The organism is Pseudomonas sp. V88_4 (assembly GCF_029967985.1).
Classification (GTDB): domain Bacteria; phylum Pseudomonadota; class Gammaproteobacteria; order Pseudomonadales; family Pseudomonadaceae; genus Aquipseudomonas; species Aquipseudomonas glycinae.
In genome coordinates, this window is the sequence record NZ_JASCAF010000002.1 from 515,464 (window position 1) to 536,199 (window position 20,736).

21 protein-coding genes are annotated in these 20,736 nt (G+C 61.5%); 11 read left to right on the top strand and 10 right to left on the bottom strand.

Annotated features, from left to right (window positions below):
- Positions 1 to 10 precede the first annotated feature (10 nt).
- From QLG12_RS04890 to QLG12_RS04910, 5 genes are all read right to left on the bottom strand, one after another.
- Entirely contained in the window at positions 11 to 1,138 is a 1,128-nt protein-coding gene (locus tag QLG12_RS04890) for an acyl-CoA dehydrogenase (protein ID WP_114883249.1), read from the bottom strand.
- Positions 1,139 to 1,295: 157 nt separating this feature from the next.
- Complete coding sequence (locus QLG12_RS04895; RefSeq protein WP_236192830.1) at positions 1,296 to 2,489, bottom strand: acetyl-CoA C-acyltransferase; 1,194 nt, start codon at positions 2,487 to 2,489, stop codon at positions 1,296 to 1,298.
- Positions 2,490 to 2,501: 12 nt separating this feature from the next.
- Complete coding sequence (locus QLG12_RS04900) at positions 2,502 to 3,263, bottom strand: SDR family NAD(P)-dependent oxidoreductase (protein WP_197867819.1); 762 nt, start codon at positions 3,261 to 3,263, stop codon at positions 2,502 to 2,504.
- Positions 3,264 to 3,279: 16 nt separating this feature from the next.
- Positions 3,280 to 4,944 carry an AMP-binding protein gene (locus QLG12_RS04905; RefSeq protein ID WP_197867820.1) on the bottom strand — a complete coding sequence of 555 codons (1,665 nt, stop codon included), beginning with the start codon at positions 4,942 to 4,944 and terminating at the stop codon, positions 3,280 to 3,282.
- Positions 4,945 to 5,085: 141 nt separating this feature from the next.
- Positions 5,086 to 6,102: an AraC family transcriptional regulator gene (locus QLG12_RS04910; protein WP_236192828.1), complete on the bottom strand. Its 1,017-nt coding sequence runs from the start codon at positions 6,100 to 6,102 to the stop codon at positions 5,086 to 5,088.
- Positions 6,103 to 6,281: 179 nt separating this feature from the next.
- Between QLG12_RS04910 and efeU the strand changes: the two genes are divergently transcribed.
- The 4 genes from efeU to efeO (QLG12_RS04930) are packed head-to-tail and all read left to right on the top strand — an operon-like array spanning position 6,282 to position 10,491.
- Positions 6,282 to 7,121, top strand: coding sequence for an iron uptake transporter permease EfeU (efeU, locus tag QLG12_RS04915; RefSeq protein ID WP_064381482.1), 840 nt, complete (start codon positions 6,282 to 6,284; stop codon positions 7,119 to 7,121).
- Between the two features lie 8 nt (positions 7,122 to 7,129).
- On the top strand, positions 7,130 to 8,329 hold the full coding sequence (gene efeO / locus QLG12_RS04920; protein ID WP_282474039.1) for an iron uptake system protein EfeO: 1,200 nt from the start codon (positions 7,130 to 7,132) through the stop codon (positions 8,327 to 8,329).
- Positions 8,330 to 8,346: 17 nt separating this feature from the next.
- On the top strand, positions 8,347 to 9,645 hold the full coding sequence (gene efeB / locus QLG12_RS04925) for an iron uptake transporter deferrochelatase/peroxidase subunit (RefSeq protein WP_236192826.1): 1,299 nt from the start codon (positions 8,347 to 8,349) through the stop codon (positions 9,643 to 9,645).
- Between the two features lie 21 nt (positions 9,646 to 9,666).
- Positions 9,667 to 10,491, top strand: coding sequence for an iron uptake system protein EfeO (gene efeO / locus QLG12_RS04930; protein WP_039768660.1), 825 nt, complete (start codon positions 9,667 to 9,669; stop codon positions 10,489 to 10,491).
- Between the two features lie 161 nt (positions 10,492 to 10,652).
- On the opposite strand, the gene pssA is transcribed toward efeO (QLG12_RS04930), so the two are convergent.
- Positions 10,653 to 11,996, bottom strand: a complete 1,344-nt coding sequence (gene pssA / locus QLG12_RS04935; protein ID WP_282474040.1) for a CDP-diacylglycerol--serine O-phosphatidyltransferase — start codon at positions 11,994 to 11,996, stop codon at positions 10,653 to 10,655.
- A 216-nt stretch (positions 11,997 to 12,212) separates the two neighbouring features.
- Here pssA and QLG12_RS04940 point away from each other — a divergent pair, with 216 nt between their 5' ends.
- Both QLG12_RS04940 and QLG12_RS04945 read left to right on the top strand, forming a co-directional pair.
- Positions 12,213 to 12,779, top strand: coding sequence for a TetR/AcrR family transcriptional regulator (locus QLG12_RS04940; RefSeq protein ID WP_197867825.1), 567 nt, complete (start codon positions 12,213 to 12,215; stop codon positions 12,777 to 12,779).
- Positions 12,780 to 12,832: 53 nt separating this feature from the next.
- Positions 12,833 to 13,312, top strand: coding sequence for a nuclear transport factor 2 family protein (locus QLG12_RS04945; RefSeq protein WP_007951263.1), 480 nt, complete (start codon positions 12,833 to 12,835; stop codon positions 13,310 to 13,312).
- 123 nt (positions 13,313 to 13,435) lie between these two features.
- Here the strand turns inward: QLG12_RS04945 and sfnG are convergent, their stop codons facing one another.
- Complete coding sequence (gene sfnG, locus QLG12_RS04950; protein ID WP_282474041.1) at positions 13,436 to 14,530, bottom strand: dimethylsulfone monooxygenase SfnG; 1,095 nt, start codon at positions 14,528 to 14,530, stop codon at positions 13,436 to 13,438.
- Between the two features lie 273 nt (positions 14,531 to 14,803).
- Here sfnG and QLG12_RS04955 point away from each other — a divergent pair, with 273 nt between their 5' ends.
- A complete protein-coding gene (locus QLG12_RS04955; RefSeq protein WP_011334290.1) occupies positions 14,804 to 15,583 on the top strand; it encodes a TSUP family transporter in 780 nt (259 codons plus the stop codon).
- Here the strand turns inward: QLG12_RS04955 and nudC are convergent.
- The 3 genes from nudC to QLG12_RS04970 all read right to left on the bottom strand — a co-directional run bounded on the left by nudC (position 15,551) and on the right by QLG12_RS04970 (position 18,055).
- Complete coding sequence (nudC, locus tag QLG12_RS04960) at positions 15,551 to 16,381, bottom strand: NAD(+) diphosphatase (protein WP_282474042.1); 831 nt, start codon at positions 16,379 to 16,381, stop codon at positions 15,551 to 15,553. The two genes, QLG12_RS04955 and nudC, sit on opposite strands and share 33 nt — an antisense overlap.
- Positions 16,382 to 16,387: 6 nt before the next feature.
- The gene (locus QLG12_RS04965) at positions 16,388 to 17,200 is read right to left on the bottom strand and encodes a crotonase/enoyl-CoA hydratase family protein (RefSeq protein ID WP_011334292.1); all 813 of its coding nucleotides are present in this window, start codon (positions 17,198 to 17,200) and stop codon (positions 16,388 to 16,390) included.
- 81 nt (positions 17,201 to 17,281) lie between these two features.
- Positions 17,282 to 18,055, bottom strand: coding sequence for a class I SAM-dependent methyltransferase (locus QLG12_RS04970; protein ID WP_197867828.1), 774 nt, complete (start codon positions 18,053 to 18,055; stop codon positions 17,282 to 17,284).
- Between the two features lie 158 nt (positions 18,056 to 18,213).
- Between QLG12_RS04970 and QLG12_RS04975 the strand changes: the two genes are divergently transcribed.
- The 4 genes from QLG12_RS04975 to pncA all read left to right on the top strand — a co-directional run bounded on the left by QLG12_RS04975 (position 18,214) and on the right by pncA (position 20,727).
- Positions 18,214 to 18,747, top strand: coding sequence for a tetratricopeptide repeat protein (locus QLG12_RS04975; protein WP_197867829.1), 534 nt, complete (start codon positions 18,214 to 18,216; stop codon positions 18,745 to 18,747).
- 89 nt (positions 18,748 to 18,836) lie between these two features.
- Entirely contained in the window at positions 18,837 to 19,295 is a 459-nt protein-coding gene (locus QLG12_RS04980) for a sigma-70 family RNA polymerase sigma factor (protein WP_282474087.1), read from the top strand.
- Entirely contained in the window at positions 19,292 to 20,050 is a 759-nt protein-coding gene (locus QLG12_RS04985) for a twin-arginine translocation signal domain-containing protein (RefSeq protein WP_236192822.1), read from the top strand. The genes QLG12_RS04980 and QLG12_RS04985 overlap by 4 nt, the downstream gene beginning before the upstream one ends.
- Before the next feature lie 50 nt (positions 20,051 to 20,100).
- Positions 20,101 to 20,727 (top strand): bifunctional nicotinamidase/pyrazinamidase, encoded by a 627-nt coding sequence (pncA, locus tag QLG12_RS04990; protein WP_197867831.1) that lies wholly within the window; start codon positions 20,101 to 20,103, stop codon positions 20,725 to 20,727.
- Positions 20,728 to 20,736: the final 9 nt, after the last annotated feature.

Genomic DNA, 20,736 nt, shown 5'->3' on the forward strand with positions numbered 1-20,736 from the left:
AGATTCCTTTTCAAAGATTGCGCGAAATGACCATGCGCTGAATGTCGCTGGTGCCTTCGTAGATCTGGCAGACCCGCACGTCGCGGTAGATGCGCTCAAGCGGGAAGTCGTTGAGGTAACCGTAACCGCCGAGGGTTTGCAATGCCATGGAGCAGACCTTTTCAGCCATTTCCGAGGCGAACAGTTTGGCCATCGATGCCTCGACCAGTGCCGGCTGACCGCTGTCGCGCAGGGCGGCGGCGTAATGCACCATCTGCCGCGCCACGGCGATCTGGGTCGCCATGTCCGCCAAGCGAAACGCCACGGCCTGATGCTCGATGATCGGCTTGCCGAAAGTGTCACGTTCACGGGCGTAATCGCGGGCCGCTTCGAACGCGGCGCGAGCCATGCCCACCGATTGCGAGGCGATGCCGACGCGGCCGCCTTCGAGGTTGGCCAGAGCGATCTTGTAGCCCTCGCCCTCCTCGCCCAACCGGTTGGCTACCGGCACTTTCACGTCTTCGAACAGAATCTGGCAGGTGTCCGAGGCGTGCTGGCCGAGCTTGTCTTCGACGCGGGCGACTTTGTAGCCCGGCGAGTCGGTCGGCACGATGAACGCTGTGATCCCACGCTTGCCGGCACTCGGGTCAGTCACGGCAAACACGATCACGATCCCGGCGTTCTGCCCGGAAGTGATGAACTGTTTGCAGCCGTTGAGCACATAGTGATCGCCTTCCAGCCGCGCGCGGGTTTTCAGGCTACTGGCATCGGAACCGGCCTGCGGTTCGGTCAACGCGAAAGCACCGAGCATCTCGCCGCTGGCCAACGGCTTGAGGAAGCGTTCGCGCTGGTCGTCGTTGCCGAACTTGAGGATCGGCACGCAACCCACCGAGTTGTGCACGCTCATGATCGTCGAGCAGGCGCCGTCGCCGGCAGCGATTTCTTCCAGGGCCATGGCGTAGGCCAGATAACCGGTATCGCAACCGCCCCACTGCTCCGGCACCAGCATGCCGAAGAAGCCCAGCCCGGCCATTTCGCCGATGGCTTCCTTGGGGAAACGGTGCTCGCGATCCCACTCGGCGGCGAACGGTTTGAGCCGTTCCTCGGCAAACTGCCGGGCCATGTCGCGGATTTGTTGTTGGTCGTCATTGGGAATCATGGCAAATCCTTAAAATCCGGTGACAACACAAAACCCTGTGGGAGCTGGCTTGCCAGCGATGGGGCCGTGTCAGTGAACATATTGGCTGTCTGCCCCAACGCCATCGCGGGCAAGTCGAACCGTCGCAGCGCCGCTCCCACAGGGTCCATTGTCAACGTTAGTAAACGCACTCCACGGCCATCGCCGTGGCCTCACCGCCGCCGATACAGATCGCCGCGACGCCGCGCTTCAGGCCTTTCTGGCGCAGGGCCGAGAGCAAGGTCACCAGAATCCGCGCGCCGGACGCACCGATCGGGTGACCGAGGGCGCAGGCACCGCCGTGGATGTTGAGCTTGTCGTGAGGAATTTCCAGGTGGGTCATCGCCGCCATGCCGACCACGGCGAAGGCTTCGTTGACTTCGAACAGATCGACCTGATCCAGCGACCAGCCGGTTTTCTTCATCAGCTTCTTGATCGCGCCAATCGGCGCCACCGGGAACAGGCCCGGGGTGTCAGCGAAGGCTGCGTGGCCGTGAATCACCGCCAGCGGCTTCAGACCCTGCTTTTGCGCTTGCGACTTACGCATCAGCACCAGCGCAGCGGCGCCGTCGGAGATCGAGCTGGAGTTGGCAGCGGTCACGGTGCCGCCCTCGCGGAACGCCGGTTTCAGCGAAGCGATCTTGTCCAGTTTCGCTTTTGGCGGCTGCTCGTCGTTGCTGATGACCACTTGTTCCTTGCCGACGGTCACGGTCAGCGGAACGATTTCGTCCTTGAAGCTGCCGTCCTTGATCGCCTGCTGGGCGCGGGTGGTAGAGGCGATGGCGAAAGCATCCTGAGCCTCGCGGCTGAAGTCGTTGGTTTCAGCGCAATCCTCGGCGAAGGTGCCCATCAGGCGGCCCTTGTCGTAGGCGTCTTCGAGGCCGTCGAGGAACATCGAATCCAGCACCCGGCCGTGGCCCATGCGGTAACCGGCACGGGCGCGATCCAGCAGGTACGGCGCGTTGGACATGCTTTCCATGCCGCCGGCGATCACCACATCGGCGCTGCCGGCCAGCAGCATGTCGTGGGCCAGAATGGCGGTTTCCATGCCCGAGCCGCACATCTTGTTGACCGTGGTGCAACGGGTGGATTTGTCCAGCCCGGCGCCCAGTGCAGCCTGACGTGCAGGCGCCTGACCAAGACCGGCCGGCAGTACGCAGCCGAACAACACTTCATCGACCGCATCGGCGGCCACACCGGCACGCTCAACCGCCGCCTTGATTGCAGCGGCGCCCAGTTGCGGCGCGGTCAGGCTTTTCAATTCGCCCTGAAAACCGCCCATCGGGGTGCGGACGGCGCTGACGATGACAATCGGATCGTTGGAGATGGTCATGGGAATTCCTCCTTACTTGGCGGCCATGCGCAAGGCACCGTCGAGACGGATCACCTCGCCGTTGAGCATGCTGTTTTCAATGATATGCCGCACCAGCGCGGCGTACTCGGCCGGTTTGCCCAGACGCGGCGGGAACGGTACGCCGGCGGCCAGCGAGTCGCGCACTTCCGGGGTCATGCCGGCCATCATCGGGGTTTCGAAGATGCCTGGGGCGATGGTCATCACGCGGATGCCGAAGCGCGCCAGTTCGCGGGCGGCAGGCAGAGTCAGGCTGGCGATGGCGCCTTTGGACGCGGAATACGCGGCCTGGCCGATCTGGCCGTCGAACGCCGCAACGGAAGCGGTGTTGATGATCACACCGCGCTCACCGTCGGCGTTGGCTTCGCTTTCGGCAATCGCGGCTGCCGCCAGACGCAGCATGTTGAAACTGCCGATCAAGTTGACGTTGATCACCTGGGCGAAGCTCGCCAACGCATGCGGACCGTTCTTGCCGAGGATCTTCTCGCCGCGAACAATGCCGGCGCAGTTCACCAGACCATTCAGGCTGCCGAAGGCTTTTACCGTTGCTTGAACAGCGGCTTCGGCGGCGGCTTCGTTGCTGATGTCGGCCACCACGCTTTGCGCGCCGAGGCGCTGGGCCTGGGCGGCAACGGCTTCGGCGTTCATGTCCACCAGCATCACTTTGGCGCCGGCGTTCACCAGCAATTCAGCGGTGGCGGCACCCAGGCCGGACGCGCCGCCGGTGACGATAAAAACCTTGTTCTCGATCTGCATGACTGTTTCCTTGGATTCAAGCTGAAACGTTGTGCGCCGCAGCCTCTTGAGCCTTGGCGATTTCCTGGTTGCGCAAGATAAAGCGCTGCAATTTGCCGCTCGGGGTTTTCGGCAACTCGCTGACAAATTCGATTTCACGGGGGTACGAATGCGCGGCCAGACGCTTGCGCACGTGCTGCCGCAGTTCTTCGGCCAACGCCGGTTCGGCGCGGTATTGCGGGTTGAGCACGACGAAGGCTTTGACCAGTTCGGTGCGCTCGGGATCGGGCTTGCCGACCACTGCCGCTTCAACGACGGCAGGGTGTTCGATCAGCGCGCTCTCCACGTCGAACGGGCCAACCCGGTAGCCGGACGTGGTGATCACGTCATCGCTGCGACCGACGAAGCTGATGCTGCCGTCCGGGTTCCACTCGACGGTGTCGCCGCTCAGGTAGTAATTGCCGACGAAGGCCTTGGTCGGCACGCCTTCATAGCCGGCGAACCAGCACATCGGCGACTGTGTGCGGTCGATGGCGAGGATGCCGGGCTGGCCGACGCTGAGTTCGTTGTTCTGCTCGTCAAGCACCACGATGCGATGGCCCGGCGAAGCAAAACCGGCGGCGCCGAGGTGGATCGGGTGTTCGAGGCCGTGGTGGTTGCACAGGACCATGCCCAGTTCGGTCTGGCCGTAGTGGTCGTGAATGACCACGCCGAGGTTGTCGGCGAACCAGCGGATCACTTCCGGATTCAACGGCTCGCCGGCGCTGCTGACGATGCGCAGCTTGCCCTTGATCGACTTGGCGAACTCGTCGCCGCCGGCAATCAGCAGGCGATACGCAGTGGGCGAACCGGTGAGGTTGGTGATGCCGTACTTGTTGATCACCCGGCAGGTGCTTTCGAGGGTGAACGGGCCATCGTAAAACGTGATCGGATGGCCCATCGACAACGGGCCGGTGACGCCGAAATAGATGCCGTAGGCCCAGCCCGGATCGGCGACGTTCCAGAACGCATCTTCCGGGCGCAGATCCACGGCATCGCGGGTGTAGCTCTGGAACGCGACGATGGCCTTGAGCGGCACCGACAGCGCCTTCGACGGGCCGGTGGTACCCGAGGTGAACATCAGCAGGAACGGGTCTTCGCCGGTCAGCATCAGCGGCTCGCAGACACTGGAATGGTTGGGCAGCTCGGCCCAGAAACTGAAATCGCCACGAACGATGCCCTGGCCTTTCGGACCACCGACAGTGACCAGCGTCGGGCAATCGGCGACTTCGCTGAGTTTTGGCCGATTGACTGCATCGGTGACCACGACTTTGGCACCGGAGCTGTTCAGGCGATGTTCGAGGGCTTTGGGGCCGAACGCGGTGAACAGCGGTTGATACACCGCGCCGATGCGCCAGGTGGCGAACACGGTGATCAGCAATTCAATGTTGCGCGGCAGCAGGCCGGCGACCTTGTCGCCCTTCTGCACGCCCTGGGCGAGAAGGAAATTGGCGAAACGCGCGGCTTTGTCCTGCAGGTCGCTGAAGGTGTACGTCGCACTGGCGCCGTCGCGGCCTTCCCAGAACAACGCGATGCGCCCCGGCAAGGCGTGACGGTCACAACATTCGACGCAGGCGTTGAGCGCCTCGAGCGTACCGCTGAGTGCGGCGTCCACGGTGTGCTGATAATCAAACTGCTGGGTGGCAGACAAGTAATCGCGCATTGCCAGAATCCCTCTGTGTTTTTATTAGGTTGGGGAACCGTAAACAACAGAGGAATACTCGCGCCGCACGCTGGCTGCGGCAATGGTCAAAGCCCTCAAAGTGGATGACTGGTTTGGCCAAGGTTTGCGTCGATTCGAGGATCAGACCGCTTCGTTGAGAATCAAGCTGCGGTAATGCCCCGGATTGGTCCCCGACCACTTGCGAAACGCCTTGTAGAACGAACTCGCATCGGCAAACCCCAGCCGCGTGGCAATCTCGGCAAAACTGATCGACGGCTCCGCCAGCCAGGTAATCGCCAGTTCCTTGCGCACGCTGTCCTTCAAACCCTGATAAGTCTGCCCTTCTTCGGCGAGACGTCGGCGCAAGGTCGAGGCCGACATGCACAACTGCTGGGCCAGTGCGTCGGTTTCCGGCCAGTGATCGGCGGACAACTGACGCAGATCCTGCTTGATTCGGCTGGCGAGGCTGTCCGGGTCGCGGTACTTCACCAGAATGTTGGCCGGGGCATGGGCGAGGAAGCGTTTCAATTCCTCGGCACTGCGTTTGATCGGCAGATCCAGCACGTCAGCCGCGAAAATCATCCGCGTGCGCGGCCGGTCGAAGCGCAGGTTTTCCGAGAACATCACCCGATAGTCATCACAAAAATCCGGCGCCGGGCAGCGCAGCTCGATGGCCAGGATCGGAATTCGCCGCCCCGCCAGCCAGCACGCCACGCCGTGGACGATCATCCAGTAGGTGAAATAGGTGAAAGCGCGGCGCGGTTCCGGGTCGTCTTCCAGCAAAACGATCTCCGCCAGACTCTGCTGGTGCACCAGTTGCGCCGGCAGACGCTCAAGCATCAACGACAGAAAATTCAGACCGCTGCTCAGCCCCGCAGCCAGGTTCGGCTGGGCCATGGCGCTGCGGCACAGGAACTCCAGGCTGCCGGATTTCAGCTTGCGTGGGTCCATGCCAAAGAATTCGTCATCGCCGCGCCGCGCCAGAAGGCGCCACAACCGCGCGTACTGGCTGGCCGGCACGCGGACGTCATCGGTGGACAGCAGCGCCGGAGCAATCCCGACCTTGCTCAAGACTTCCTCCGTGGCCACGCCCGGGGCACAACTTTGCAGCAGTGCTTCGCGCACCAGTTGAATGGCGATGGTGTCTTTTTCCGACATGGAGCGCGCGCAATCCTGTTGCTGTTCGAGTGGCGGGCATCTTAGCGCAGCTGGCTGGATGGCGTGGATGTTCAGACTCGTTCAGCTGAGGTTCAGGTAAATGTCAATGAATGCCATGTGAGAATGACTTTCATTATGTTACAACTTGTAACCTCATTTCGTTACACAGTGATCGTCGAATGCTCGTTCCCTTTTTGATCATGTTGCGCGAAGGCATCGAAGCCGCGCTGATCGTTGGCATCATCGCCAGCTACCTGCAACAGACCGGCCGTGGCCAGTGGATGCCGGCGGTGTGGATCGGGGTGTTTCTCGCCGCTGCGCTGGCGTTGCTGGTGGGCGGTGGCCTGGAGCTGGTCAGCGCCGAATTCCCGCAAAAGCAGCAGGAATTGTTCGAAGGCGTGGTCGGGCTGGTGGCCGTGGGCATTCTCAGCTCGATGGTGTTCTGGATGCGCAAGGTGGCGCGTTCGATCAAGCATTCACTGCAAGCCTCCCTCGATCATGCGTTGACCGCGTCGAAGCATCAGGTCATCGCGCTGATTGCCATGGTGTTTTTCGCCGTGGCCCGGGAAGGTCTGGAAACCGTGTTCTTCCTGCTCGCCGTGTTCCAGCAGAGCGAAGGCCCGGCCGCGCCGATCGGCGCCCTGCTCGGCCTGATCCTGGCGGTGATCGTCGGCTTCCTGATCTACAGCGGCAGCATGCGTTTGAACCTGTCGGCGTTCTTCCGCTGGACCGGGCTGTTCATCCTCGTGGTCGCCGCCGGGATTCTCGCCAACTCGGTGCAGGCCCTGCATGAAGCCGGGGTGTGGAACCACCTGCAAACCGTGCTCTTCGACTTCAGCGCGACGCTGCCGATGGACGGCCCGCTAGGCTCGGTGCTGGCCGGCATGTTCGGTTATCAGGATGCACCGACCGTCAGCACCCTCGGCGCGTACCTGATTTATCTGCTGGTGGCACTGGTCATGTTCTTCATGCCAGCGCCCAAGCCTGCTGCCCAATCGTCTTCCGTTTCCAGCCAATAAGGGCCTTCATGTCAAAGCCTAATATTCCTCAGGCCTCGCCTCCCCGCGCCTTGCGCTGGGCGGTGGCCGGTTCGGTGGTCGTGATGATCGCCGCCGGTGGCCTGTTCTACTACGCCTCGAAACTGGCCGCCGCCAAACGTCAGCACAACCGTGACGAAGTGGTGGTCAACATTCATCCGCACAGCTGCGAACCGAACGCCCTGACGGTGCCGGCCGGTCGCGCCAGTTTCCGCATCGTCAATCGCTCCGACCGGGCGGTGGAATGGGAAATCCTCGACGGCGTGCTGGTGATCGAAGAGCGCGAGAACATCGCGCCGGGCCTGAGCCAGGTGATCAACGCCAACCTGCAACCCGGCGACTACGCCATCACCTGCGGCCTGCTGAGCAACCCGCGCGGCACCCTGCACGTGACACCGACCGCCGCCTCGGATGCCGCCGCCAAGGCCAAGCCGTCGATGGTTGCCTTCGTCGGGCCGCTGTCGGAGTTCCGCGTCTATCTGGCCAGTCAGGGCAGCGCGCTGATCAAAGCCGTGACGGCGCTCAATCAAGCCATCGACAGCGGCGATCTGGCCCAGGCCCAGGCTTTGTACTTGCCGGCCCGTGCCGCGTACCAGCGTCTGGCCCCGGCCGCACAACGCCTGGCGGACCTGGACAACAGCATCAACGCCCGCGCCGATTACTTCGAAAAACGCGAGCAGGATCCGGCCTTCGTCGGCTTCCACCGCCTCGAATACGCGCTGTTCCAGCAACGCAAACTCGACGGCCTGACACCGATTGCCCAAGGCTTGCTCGACAACGTCACCACGCTGAAACAACAGCTGCTGGCCCAGTCGCTGCCACCGGAGCAACTGGTGGAAATCGTCGTGCGCAACCTCAACACCCTCGCCGACGTGCGCGCCGCCAGCGGCGAAGAGGAGCGCTACAGCCACAGCGATCTCAACGGCTTCGCGGCCAATCAGCAAACCGCGCGCAAAGTCGTCGAACTGCTGCGCCCGCTACTGAGCAAATCCGCCGCCGACCTGCTGCCGAAAATCGACGGTGCGCTGGCTGATTTTGATACCTCGCTGAACAGCTTCAAGGTCAAGGATGGCTACGCCAGTTACGACACCGTCAACGGTGAGCAACGCAAGCAGATCGCCGACAAGGCCAAGGCCCTGGCCGACGCCCTCGACGCCATTGATCCCGCCCTCGGCCTCTCCGGCCTGTAAGCAGAAGACGACTACCGATGAACGATTCCGAACACTTCAACCTGCAACGTCGCCGCGTACTGATGGGTATGGGCGCCGCCGGCGTCGCACTGGCCGGCACCGCTCTGAGCTGCCCGGCGATGGCCGCCGCCCCTGCGCAAGTCACCGAAGCGCCGAGCAGCGACAAGACCCAGGATCATCACGACTTTCACGGCGTGCATCAGAGCGGCATCGTCACCCCGCGTCCGGCGGCCGGCATGCTGGTGTCGTTCGATGTGCTGGCCAGCGACCGTGAAGACCTGGAGCGTTTGTTCCGCACCCTCAACGAGCGCATCGCGTTCCTGATGAAGGGCGGCCCGGTGGCGCAGATCGATCCGAAGCTGCCGCCGCCGGATTCCGGCATCCTCGGCCCGGTGGTCACCCCGGACAACCTGACCATTACCGTGTCCGTCGGCGAGTCACTGTTCGACGAGCGCTTCGACCTCGCGTCCGCCAAACCCAAGCGCCTGGTGCGCATGGTCGGCTTCCCCAACGATGCGCTGGAAGCCGATTGCTGCCACGGCGACCTGAGCCTGCAGTTCTGCTCCAACACCGCCGACACCAACATCCACGCCCTGCGCGACATCGTGAAGAACCTGCCGGACCTGCTGCTGGTGCGTTGGAAGCAGGAAGGCAGCGTGCCGCCGCAAGCACCGGCCAAGCCCGGTGTGCCGGCGCAATCGGCGCGTAATTTCCTGGGTTTTCGCGACGGCTCGGCCAACCCGGATTCCAACGACGGCAAGGCCATGGATCGCATCGTCTGGGTGCAACCGGGCAGCGACGAACCGGCCTGGGCGGCCCACGGTAGTTATCAGGCAGTGCGGATCATCCGCAACTTCGTCGAACGCTGGGACCGCACGCCGTTGCAGGAACAGGAAAGCATCATCGGCCGGGTGAAAACCACCGGCGCGCCGATGGGTGCCAGCCATGAGACCGAAGTCCCGGATTACAGCAAGGACCCGGAAGGCAAGCTGACCAAGCTCGACGCGCACATTCGCCTGGCCAACCCACGCACCGCCGCGAGCCAGGCCAACCTGATCCTGCGCCGGCCGTTCAACTACTCCAACGGGGTGAACAAGAACGGCCAGCTCGACATGGGCCTGCTGTTCATCTGTTACCAGGCCGACCTGGAAAAAGGCTTCATCACCGTGCAGACCCGCCTCAACGGCGAACCGCTGGAGGAATACCTCAAGCCGGTCGGCGGCGGTTACTTCTTCACCCTGCCGGGTGTCACGGGCGACAAGGATTTCATCGGTCGTTCGCTGCTTGACGCTACTCAACCAAAAACAACTGCATAGCATTCAACAGGAGCCGCCCCCATGAAAAAAACGCCACTCGCGTTATTGCTGACCTTAGGTTTGCTCAACACCCCGCTGTCGGCGTTCGCCGCAACCGCACCACTGGATCTGGTGGGGCCGGTGTCGGACTACAAGATTTACGTCACCGAACAACTGGATGAACTGGCCAGCCACACCCAACAGTTCACCGACGCGGTGAAAAAAGGCGACCTGGCCACCGCGCAAAAACTCTACGCGCCAACCCGCGTTTATTACGAGTCGATCGAGCCGATCGCCGAGCTGTTCAGTGACCTCGACGCGTCCATCGACTCCCGCGTCGACGACCACGAGCAAGGCGTGAAAGCCGAAGACTTCACCGGTTTCCACCGCATCGAATACTCGCTGTTCTCGGAAAAAAGCACCAAGGATCTCGACGCCCTGGCCGATGGCCTGAACAAGGACGTGAAAGACCTGCAGACCCGCGTCGCCGGCCTGACCTTCCCGCCGGAAAAAGTCGTCGGCGGCGCCGCTGCGCTGCTCGAAGAAGTCGCCGCGACCAAGATCTCCGGTGAAGAAGACCGTTACAGCCACACCGACCTGTACGACTTCCAGGGCAACATCGACGGCGCGAAGAAAATCGTCGACCTGTTCCGTCCGCAGATCGAGAAACAGGACAAGGCCTTCGTCGCCAAAGTCGACAAGAACTTCGCCACCGTGGACAAGATCCTGGCCAAGTACAAGACCAGGGACGGTGGTTTCGAGACTTACGACAAGGTGAAGGACAACGACCGCAAGGCGCTGGTCGGCCCGGTCAATACCCTGGCGGAAGACCTTTCCACATTGCGTGGAAAATTGGGCCTGAACTGAGTTCTATACCGCTCTGTAGTGCCTCATCGCGGGCAAGTCGAAACGTCGCACCGCCGCTCCCACAGGTTTTGTGCCGTTCACGGAGTCGTGATCCGGCACAGTTCTTGTGAGAGCGGGCTTGCCCGCGATGGCGCCTTAGGCTGCGCTAAGGATCTCAGACCTTAGAGAATGCGATAGAGCAACCGCTCGACCCGCACCCGGCTCACACGCTTGAGAAATTTCGCCACACCCGCCGGATAGTCCGGCAAGGCTTCCAGATCCTGGAAACGTGCGATCCGCGTGGTGTGTTCGAAGATGTTTTCCAGCTCCAGACGACGCGGCTCCAGCCACTCGCCTTTCGGGTCATCGATCAGCAAGGCGTTTTCCAGATCGAGACGGAACGCCCGCGGATTGAGGTTGTTGCCGGTCAGCAGCGTGTAGCGCTGGTCGATCCACATGCCCTTAAGGTGATAGCTGTTGTCGCCTTCACGCCACAAATGCAGGTTCAACTGGCCGCTGTCGATGTTGCGCTGATGTCGCTTGGCGAAACGGCGCAGGCTGATCTCGTACAGATACGGCAGCGCGGCGATCACCTTGAACGGCTCGCTCGGCGGGATGTAGAAGTCGTTGGCGGTCTTGTCACCGACCACGATGTCAATCTTCACGCCGCGCGCCAGCGCCCGGTTGATCTCGCGGATCACGCCCAGCGGCAGGTTGAAGTACGGCGTGCAGATGGTCAGTTGCTTTTGGGCACTGGCGATCAGCTCCAGAATCACCCGGTTCAGCGGGTTGTTCTTGCCCACGCCGAGCAACGGACTGACCGACAGGCCGGTATGCGCCGTGCTGCCGGCACTGGTGTCGTACGCCGCGTATTTGAGGCGGCTGCGCAGATCGCCGATGTCGTTGCGCAGGCTGCGGGTGGTCGGCAGGTTCGGCAGGTCGAGGCGATGCACCGCTTTCGATTCGATCAGGCCGTGCTTGACCAGATGGTGCATCGAATCCGCCAGTTCGCGGCTCTGCAACACGTGATAACGGTCGAAACGGTACTTGTCGAACTTGTGCAGGTAGACGTTGTTCAGGCTGGCGCCGCTGTAGACCACGCAATCGTCGATCACGAAGCCTTTGAGGTGCAGCACGCCGAACAGCTCGCGGGTTTGCACCGGCACGCCGTAGACCGGCACCACGCTCTGGTGGGTGCGGGTCATTTCCTGATACCACGCCGAGTTGCCCGGCTGTTTGCCGGCCCCGATCAAGCCGCGCTGAGCCCGCAGCCAGTCGACGACCACCGCGATTTCAAGCTCGGGACGCTTGAGTTTGGCGGCGTGCAAGGCATCGAGAATTTCCTGGCCGGCTTCATCGTTCTGCAGATAAAGCGCGACGAGATAGATGCGCTGGGTCGCCTGGGCGATTTTTTCCAGCAGGCAACGGCGGAAATCGGCGGCACCGGGCAGGATCGTCACGGCCTCGGCGGTCAGCGGAAAGCTGCACAGTTTGGGCAGCAGAGAGCGTTTGAAAAGCAACGGCATAGGGCTCGCAATGGGTCGAATCCGAAGAACCCGAGAGCTTACACCATCAACTCCTTCGGGTCTTGTGAGTGTCTGTAATGACTTCATCACCAGCCGCCAGGTTCCCTCGGCTGAAATGCATTTTCCTGTGGGAACCCGCCTGCTGGCGATCACTAAATTCAAGATGAACAAAATATTCGCTTGACCAAGGAGAACGATCGTTCTACTGTTCACCACATGAACGACATCACACGCAACGACACGACCCGAGACATCATTCTGGATGTCACCGAAAAGTTGATCTACAAAAGTGGCATTGCTGCCACCGGCATGGATCTTCTGGTGAAAACCGCCGGTGTTTCCAGAAAGAGTATCTACCGCTACTTCGCCAACAAAGAGGAGTTGACCGTCGCCGCCCTGCAACGCCGCGACGTGCGCTGGATGCACTGGTACAGAAGCGCCGTCGATCAGGCCGAAACCCCGGCCGATCGCCTGCTCAACCTGTTTACCGTGCTCAAGGGCTGGTTCGCCTCGGAAGGCTTTCGGGGCTGTGCCTTCATCAATACCAGTGGCGAAACCGGTGATCCCGAGGATCCGGTTCGCAAGGTCGCCAAAGACCACAAACAGAAACTGCTCGACTACCTGTGCGAGCTGTGTACCGAACATGGTGCCGAGGACCCGCAACTGCTGGCCAAACAGCTGCTGATCCTGATTGACGGCGCCATTACCATAGCGCTTGTGATGGGTGATCACAGTGCCGCCGATAATGCGCAATGCATGGCGCGAAAGTTATTGGACCTGTAACGCCTTAATAAGCCTGACACGTTGTTTAACTGTTAATAGATCGGGAGACAAACATGTCTACTGCAGCCGAAGTTCGTCCGCCATTGCCACCGTTCAACCGTGAATCGGCCATTGAAAAAGTTCGTCTTGCCGAGGATGGCTGGAACTCCCGCGACCCGGAGCGCGTGTCGCTGGCCTACACCCTGGACACCAAATGGCGTAACCGCGCCGAATTCGCCAACAACCGCGAAGAAGCCAAGGGTTTCCTGACCCGCAAATGGGCCAAGGAACTGGACTACCGCCTGATCAAGGAACTCTGGGCCTACTCCGACACTCGCATCGCCGTGCGCTACGCCTATGAATGGCACGACGACTCGGGCAACTGGTTCCGCTCCTACGGCAACGAAAACTGGGAGTTCGACGAGCACGGCCTGATGTTCCAGCGTTATGCCTGCATCAACGACATGCCGATCAAGGAAAGCGAACGCAAGTTCCACTGGCCGCTGGGCCGGCGCCCGGATGATCATCCGGGGTTGTCGGAACTGGGTCTGTAACTTGAAATCGACCTGATCGCTGTGGGAGCTGGCTTGCTGGCGATAGCAATTGAACATTCAACACCTGAGTTGACTGACAGACCGCTATCGCTGGCAAACCAGCTCCCACAGTTTTTTTGGTGTTCAGGCTACTTCGGCGGCCTGAGCCGATTGCGCTTTGGCCTCCAGCTCCCGCACCAGCGGCAACACCCGTTGACCGAAATACTCCACCTCCTCCTGAAAATGCAGGAACCCCGCCAATACCAGGTCCACCCCCACCGCTTTCAACGCGACGATCCGCTCGGCAATCTGCTGTGGCGTACCGATCAGATTGGTTTTGAAACCGTCGTTGTACTGCACCAGATCTTCAAAGGTCGATTTGGCCCAATTACCTTCACCTTCCGGCGACGCCCTGCCCGCCTGTTTAGCCGCATCGCCGAAGGCATTCACCGCTTCCGGGTCAGCCTGATCGATGATCTGCGCCAGCACCGCTTTGGCTTCTTCTTCGGTATCTCGGGCGATCACAAAAGCATTCACCCCGATTTTTACTGAATGATGGTTTGCCGCCGCTTTGGCGCGAATGTCGTCGACCTGCGCCTTGATGCCCTCGACGCTGTTGCCGTTAGTGAAATACCAATCCGACACCCGTGCCGCCATGTCACGTGCGGCCCGGGAGCTGCCACCCTGAAAGATTTCCGGGCGACCCAGCGGTTTCGGTTTGAGGCTGTAGTTGTCGAAGCGATAGAAATCGCCACGGAAGGTGAAGTTGTCCTGACTCCAGATCCCTCGCAATGAACGGATGAACTCCTCCGAACGACGATAGCGCTCGTCGTGCTCCAGCCAATGCTCGCCAATGGCCTGGAATTCGCCCTTGAACCAGCCGCTGACGATATTCACCGCAATCCGGCCGTTGGTGAGTTGATCGATGGTCGCCAATTGTTTGGCCGCCAGTGCCGGTTGCCACGGGCCGGGCAAGATCGCGGCGATGACCTTGAGTTTGCTGGTGGCCGCGAGCAGCGCATGGCTGAAGGCAACCGATTCATGCTGGAACTCGGCGCCGTAACCGGCGGTGAAGCGGATTTGCGTCAGGGCGTATTCGAAACCCGCCGCCTCGGCCAGTTGCGCCAGCTTGCGGTTGTAGTCGATGCCCCAGTCGGTGCGCTGCTCGATCTTGCTGACCACCAGCCCACCGCTGACGTTCGGCACCCAGTAGGCAAATTTAACGGCTTGCTGACTCATTGGCGTGTCCTCGGGACAGTTGATGAAGATGAGTGAGCTAGAGCAGCAAGCGTGCCAGCGGCGGGAGACCCGGTTTTATTGGGGATACAGGCAATCGGCATGCATCGTGGGAGGGTGATTTGTTGGGTGCCTGTTTGGTGGGCAACAGTTGAACAGTCGGGGAAAGGACTGGCCAGCGATGAGGCCATATGGGTCGCCGCAACACCTGGAAATGAGTAACATGACTGCCCTCCCCGCAGCCCAGTTCTGCGCCCTGCCGAATAAGCCGATTCCATGCCTTTCGAACTCAGCGTTGACCTCACCACCCTGGCCGTTCTGGCCCTTGTCGCTTTCATTGCCGGATTCATCGACGCCATCGCCGGCGGTGGCGGTCTGTTGACCACGCCTGCGCTGCTCACCGCCGGCCTGCCGCCGCACCTGGTGCTCGGCACCAACAAGTTGAGTTCGACCTTCGGTTCGGCCACCGCCAGTTTCACCTTCTACCGACGCAAGCTGTTCCACCCCAAGCAGTGGATGCACGCCATCGTCGGCACGCTGGTCGGTGCGCTGACCGGCGCCATCGTCGCCCATTACCTGCCCGCCGAATGGTTGAACAAGATGCTGCCGGTGATCGTCTTCGCCTGTGGCCTGTACCTGTTGTTTGGCGGCACGCCGAAAGCGCCGCTGGACAGCGACGCACCAATCAAGAAGAAGTGGCAATCGACCCAGGGCTTCAGCCTCGGTTTCTACGACGGCGTGGCCGGCCCCGGCACTGGCGCGTTCTGGACGGTCAGCAGTCTGCTGCTGTACCCGATCGATCTGGTCAAGGCCAGCGGGGTGGCGCGCAGCATGAACTTCGTCAGCAACATTGCGGCGCTGTCGGTGTTCGTGTTTTCCGGGCAGGTGGACTGGATCATCGGCCTGAGCATGGGCCTGTCGGTGATGGTTGGCGCATTCTTCGGGGCGCGCACCGCGATCAGCGGCGGCGCCAAGTTCATTCGTCCGGTGTTCATCACCGTGGTGCTGGGGTTGACCGTGCGCCTAGCCTGGCAGCACTGGTTCAGCGTGGCCTAAGCGCCGCGCCACATAGACGTCGATCAGGTATCGGGCAATCGATTTGGACGCCGGCAACGGCGGCAGATCGTGCACGTTGAACCACTGGGCGTCTTCGATCTCGTCTTCCTGGCAGACAATCTCGCCACCGGCGTATTCGGCATGGAAGCCGAGCATCATCGAGTGTGGGAATGGCCAGCACTGGCTACCCATGTACTGGATGTTCTTCACCTCGATCTGCACTTCCTCGCGCACTTCGCGGATCAGACAATCCTCGGCCGACTCACCCGGTTCGGCAAACCCGGCCAGCGTGCTGTAGACCCCGGTGACGAAACGCGGTGAGCGCGCCAGCAGCACTTCATCGCCACGGGTCACCAGCACGATCATGCTCGGCGAAATCCGCGGATAACTGCGCAGATCGCAGGGCTGGCAATACATCGCCCGCTCCCGTGGCACCTGGGTCATGGCCTGACCGCAGTTGCCGCAGAACCGGTGTTCGCGCGCCCAAGTGCCAATCTGCGCGGCGTAGCCCAGCACTTTGTAGATCGTGTGATCGCCGTCGAGCATGAACGCCCGAAGGCCTTTCCAGCTGCAGCCCGGCACCTCGCTGGTGCTATGCAGTTCCAGCAGATACACCGGTTCGCCATCGAGATGACCGATACCGTGCTCGGCGAGGATCGACAAGTCCTGGCGCTTGAGCCATTCCCGGGGGAACAGCGCGCCGTTGTCATCGAACAGGAAACCCTCGGGGCTGCGCGCCACGGCCCAGCCGCCGGGTTGATCGGTGTCCAGTACTGCAGTGGTCCAGCGAGATGTCATGGTTTCTCAATCCAGAAATTCGGGTTTCTGTTTGCTCATATGGGCGGCCATGGCCACGCGCAAATCGTTGGATTGCAGCATGGCGGCGTTCCAGGTGGCAACGTACTCGAGACCGTCGTCGATGCGATGGTCGCGCATGTAGCTGATCATTTCCTTGGTGCCGGTGACCGCGATCGGCGACTTGCCGGCGATGTCCCGGGCAATGTCCATCACGCCTTCGATCAAGCCGTCCTTGTCGCTGTAGACGCGATTGACCAGGCCGATGCTGCGCGCTTCTTCGGCGCCAAAGGTGCGACCGGTGTAAGCCAGTTCACGCAGCATGCCGTCACCGATGATCCGTGGCAACCGTTGCAGGGTGCCGACGTCAGCCGCCATGCCGATGTCGATTTCCTTGATCGAGAATTGCGCGTCTTCGGCGGCGTAGCGCATGTCGCAGGCGGCGATCAGGTCGATGGCGCCGCCCAGGCAATAACCCTGTATCGCTGCGAGTACCGGTTTACGGCAATTGTCGACCGCATTGAAGGACGCTTGCAGGGTCAGGATCTTCTTGCGCAGCAGACGCGCGTTGCGGCCGACGTCCTTGCCCAGTTCATTGGCCACACCGGCCAGCATCATCAGGTCAATGCCCGAGGAAAAGTGTTTGCCGGCACCGCTAAGCACCACCACCCGCACTTCGTCGGTGTCGTCGATCCACTGGAACACCTCGACGATTTCGCTCCAGAACGCGGCGTTCATAGAATTGATCTTTTCCGGACGATTGATCTGCACATGGGCGATGTTGTCGGCCAGTTCGACGCTGAAGGCGGTGTATTGAGTCATGGCAGAAATCCTTTACCGGGCTGAAATGAGGCCCGAACTATAACAAGGCATCAGCAAGGCGGTTCGGCCAAATGCGGGACTCTAGCCGTTCTTGACCGCGACGAAGGCGGCGGTCTCGTAAGGCACCGTCACCACCTCCCTGCCCCGCAGCTGTGGCTCGCCGGCAATCAGTTGAGCAATCTGCTCGTCGATCTTCGCGCGCTGCTGATCGCTCAGCGCGGCAATGAAACTGGTGGAGCGTACCCGGTTGAAAATCACATCTTCCGGCGAGCCGGTGTGGCCATGCTGAAAGTGCTGGGCCTGCAATGGCCCGAACGCCGGATGGGGAAAAGCCTTGCGCCATTCGCCGGTATAGAAGCGCGGTGTATCGCCTTCCAGCGCATTGACGATGGCGTCCAGCTTGGGCACCCAGTCGATCCGGGTGTCGCGCAGGTTCCAGATCAGGCCCAGCTTGCCGCCCGGTTTGAGGACCCGAGCGATTTCATCCAGCGCCTCGCGACTGGCAAACCAGTGAAAGGCCTGCGCGCAGACCACGGCATCCACCGAGGCGTCGGGCAACGGCAGATCCGTTGCCGTACCGCTGACGGCCAGCACCTGCGGCCAGGCCAGCGACAGTTTTTCCAGCATCTGCGCCACCGGCTCCACGGCAATCACCTGGGCGCCGGTCGCCACCAGCCGTCCGGTGAACTTGCCGGTGCCGGCGCCGAGGTCGATAACGGTCTTGTGGCCATCGAGGCCCAGTGTGCCTGTCAGCCATTCGCTGACGGCCGGCGGATAGTCGGGCCGGCCTTTGACGTAGGTGTCGGCAGCGGTTTTGTAGCCGCTGGCGGCCGAGTGGTGAACCTGATCTTTCATGGCCAAACTCCCATGGTAGAACTGCAGATCGACAACGAATGCTGACGAGCATAGCGCCGGAAAAAGGGCTTTCCTTTAACAAAGCCTGACAAAGCAATGAATAAATTTTCACCCTGTGGTGTTCATAGGGAAACATGACCCCTTGTGGAGCCTTGCCCATGACTATCCGTTCCGTTATGTTCGCCGCCCCGTTGCTGGTGGCCGCGATGTTGTCCAGCCCTTTGGCCCTGGCCCACGGCGATGAAGACGAGCCGGTGCAGAAACCCAACTGCCCGAAAGGCCAGGTGTTCGACACCAAGACCCAGAAGTGCGTGATGCAGACCAGCCAGCTGGTGCCCGACGCCGACCGGACCGACTACGCCTACCGTCTGGCCAAGGCCGGCCGTTATGAAGAAGCCCTGGCGCTGCTCGATACGCTGGAACAACCGAACACCGCCAAGGCCCTCAACTATCGTGGTTACGCCACGCGCAAACTGGGGCGCACTGACGAAGGCATCGGTTATTACCTGCAATCGGTGAAACTCGATCCGCAGTACGCGCAGGTCCGCGAATACCTGGGCGAGGCTTACGTCATCAAGGGCCGTGTCGATCTGGCGCAGGAACAGTTGCAGCACATCCAGAAGATCTGCGGCACGACCTGCGAGGAATACCGGGACCTGGCCGAAGCCATCAATGATTCATCGAAAACCTGACACGACACGCGGAGGCGAACATTTTCAGCGATCAGGCCTTCAGAGCCGAACTCGGGCAACATCTGGCGCGTCTGTGGCGTTACGGCTTGCTGCTGTCGCGCAATCGGCACGTGGCCGAGGATCTGGTGCAAGCCACCTGCGTGCGGGCGCTGGAGCGTTCGGGGCAGTATGTGGCCGGCACGCGCATGGACCGCTGGCTGCTGAGCATTCTGCATTCGATCTGGCTCAACGAAGTGCGCGCCCGCCGGGTGCGCCAGGGCCAGGGCGTGGCGGACGCCGACAGCCAGCTGACGTTCGATGGTGAATACGCCGCGCAAACCCACGTCATGGCCGCGCAGGTGATCCGCCGGGTCGATGCGCTGCCGGAAACCCAACGTGAAACGGTGTATCTCGCTTACGTCGAGGGCCTGTCCTACCGCGAAGTCGCCGAAATCCTGCAAGTGCCGATCGGCACGGTCATGAGCCGCCTGGCCACCGCGCGCCTGAAACTGGCCGAATACCCGCCGCTGCAAGCGGTCCCGAACACCCCCGCAGGAGACCGGCAATGAATACGCCTTCCGACGAGCAACTGGTGGCGTATCTGGACGATGAACTGGATCGCGAACAGCGCAGCCAACTGGACAACCTCATCGCCGACGATCCGCTGCTGAGTTTGCGGGTGCAATGGCTGAGTCGCAGCAACCTGCCGTTCAAGGCTGCCTACGACGAACTGGCGCATCAGGCGCCGCTTGATCGCTTGCAGGCCCGGCTCGATGCCGCGCCGTCACCGCAGAAGCCGGGTTTCAGCCGACGCTGGTTCATCGGCGCAGCGGCAGCGGGCGTGGCGCTCGCAGGTGTCGCGGCGGACCGCTTGTTCCTGGCCTGGCAAACGCAGCAATCGCACAATTGGCGCGAACGGGTGGGCGATTACATGGCGCTGTATGTGCCACAGACCTTTGAGCATTTACCTACCGACGAGGCCTCGCAATTGGCGCAGTTGCGAACCGTCGATGCGCGGCTCGGCGTGAGTCTGTCGCCGGCGAAACTGAAACTGCCCGGTGCGCAGTTCAAACGTGCGCAATTGCTTGAATATGACGGTGTGCCGATTGCGCAGATGACCTGGCTCGATGCCAAACATGGCCCGCTGGCGCTGTGCGTCACCCGAACCAACAGCGGCAGCCAGCCGCTGGCCCATGAGCGCCGGCACGGAATGAACGTGGCGTACTGGACCGAGCGTGAACACGCCTGGATGCTGATCGGCCATCACCCGGCTTCCGAGCTGGAAGACATGGCGAAAATGTTTAAGACCCGGCTGAACGTTTAAAGAATTTTGTCACTATGCTGCTCGGGTGATTTTCCCAGAAGGATGGATTTATGCCGATTTCGCCACGTACAGCCCTGCTGGTCATCGACGTGCAGAACGACTTCATTCCCGGCGGCCAGTTGGCCGTGCCGGAAGGTGATTTGATTGTTCCGTTGATCAACCGGCTCGCCGGGCAGTTCAGGCAAGTGGTCATCGCACAGGACTGGCACCCTGCCGGGCATGCCTCGTTTGCCTCCAGCCATCCCGGCCGCCAGCCTTATGAGGTGATTCAACTACCGTATGGCGAGCAGACGCTATGGCCGGATCACTGCATTCAGGGTTCACGCGGTGCCGAGTTTCACACGGGCCTCGATCTGCCCCACGCGCAATTGATCATCCGCAAGGGCTGCAACCCGGACATCGACAGTTATTCGGCGTTTCTGGAAGCGGATCGCGTCACGACCACGGGCCTGGCCGGTTATCTGAAGGAACGCGGTATCGACACGGTGTACATGGTCGGTCTGGCGCTGGATTTCTGCGTGATGTTCTCCGCACTGGATGCACGGGCGGCGGGGTTCAATGCTTTTGTGGTGCTGGATGCGTGCCGGGCGATTGATTTGAATGGCTCGCTGGCGTCGGCGATCGAACGGATGCAGGTGGCCGGGGTTGGATTGATCAAGTCGACTGAACTGCTCTGATGATGCTGA

Coding starts and splice junctions, on each gene's coding strand:
- QLG12_RS04890 (WP_114883249.1), bottom strand. CDS start 1,138: ATGATTCCCAATGACGACCAACAACAAATCCGCGACATGGCCCGGCAG.
- QLG12_RS04895 (WP_236192830.1), bottom strand. CDS start 2,489: ATGACCATCTCCAACGATCCGATTGTCATCGTCAGCGCCGTCCGCACC.
- QLG12_RS04900 (WP_197867819.1), bottom strand. CDS start 3,263: ATGCAGATCGAGAACAAGGTTTTTATCGTCACCGGCGGCGCGTCCGGC.
- QLG12_RS04905 (WP_197867820.1), bottom strand. CDS start 4,944: ATGCGCGATTACTTGTCTGCCACCCAGCAGTTTGATTATCAGCACACC.
- QLG12_RS04910 (WP_236192828.1), bottom strand. CDS start 6,102: ATGTCGGAAAAAGACACCATCGCCATTCAACTGGTGCGCGAAGCACTG.
- efeU (WP_064381482.1), top strand. CDS start 6,282: ATGCTCGTTCCCTTTTTGATCATGTTGCGCGAAGGCATCGAAGCCGCG.
- efeO (WP_282474039.1), top strand. CDS start 7,130: ATGTCAAAGCCTAATATTCCTCAGGCCTCGCCTCCCCGCGCCTTGCGC.
- efeB (WP_236192826.1), top strand. CDS start 8,347: ATGAACGATTCCGAACACTTCAACCTGCAACGTCGCCGCGTACTGATG.
- efeO (WP_039768660.1), top strand. CDS start 9,667: ATGAAAAAAACGCCACTCGCGTTATTGCTGACCTTAGGTTTGCTCAAC.
- pssA (WP_282474040.1), bottom strand. CDS start 11,996: ATGCCGTTGCTTTTCAAACGCTCTCTGCTGCCCAAACTGTGCAGCTTT.
- QLG12_RS04940 (WP_197867825.1), top strand. CDS start 12,213: ATGAACGACATCACACGCAACGACACGACCCGAGACATCATTCTGGAT.
- QLG12_RS04945 (WP_007951263.1), top strand. CDS start 12,833: ATGTCTACTGCAGCCGAAGTTCGTCCGCCATTGCCACCGTTCAACCGT.
- sfnG (WP_282474041.1), bottom strand. CDS start 14,530: ATGAGTCAGCAAGCCGTTAAATTTGCCTACTGGGTGCCGAACGTCAGC.
- QLG12_RS04955 (WP_011334290.1), top strand. CDS start 14,804: ATGCCTTTCGAACTCAGCGTTGACCTCACCACCCTGGCCGTTCTGGCC.
- nudC (WP_282474042.1), bottom strand. CDS start 16,381: ATGACATCTCGCTGGACCACTGCAGTACTGGACACCGATCAACCCGGC.
- QLG12_RS04965 (WP_011334292.1), bottom strand. CDS start 17,200: ATGACTCAATACACCGCCTTCAGCGTCGAACTGGCCGACAACATCGCC.
- QLG12_RS04970 (WP_197867828.1), bottom strand. CDS start 18,055: ATGAAAGATCAGGTTCACCACTCGGCCGCCAGCGGCTACAAAACCGCT.
- QLG12_RS04975 (WP_197867829.1), top strand. CDS start 18,214: ATGACTATCCGTTCCGTTATGTTCGCCGCCCCGTTGCTGGTGGCCGCG.
- QLG12_RS04985 (WP_236192822.1), top strand. CDS start 19,292: ATGAATACGCCTTCCGACGAGCAACTGGTGGCGTATCTGGACGATGAA.
- pncA (WP_197867831.1), top strand. CDS start 20,101: ATGCCGATTTCGCCACGTACAGCCCTGCTGGTCATCGACGTGCAGAAC.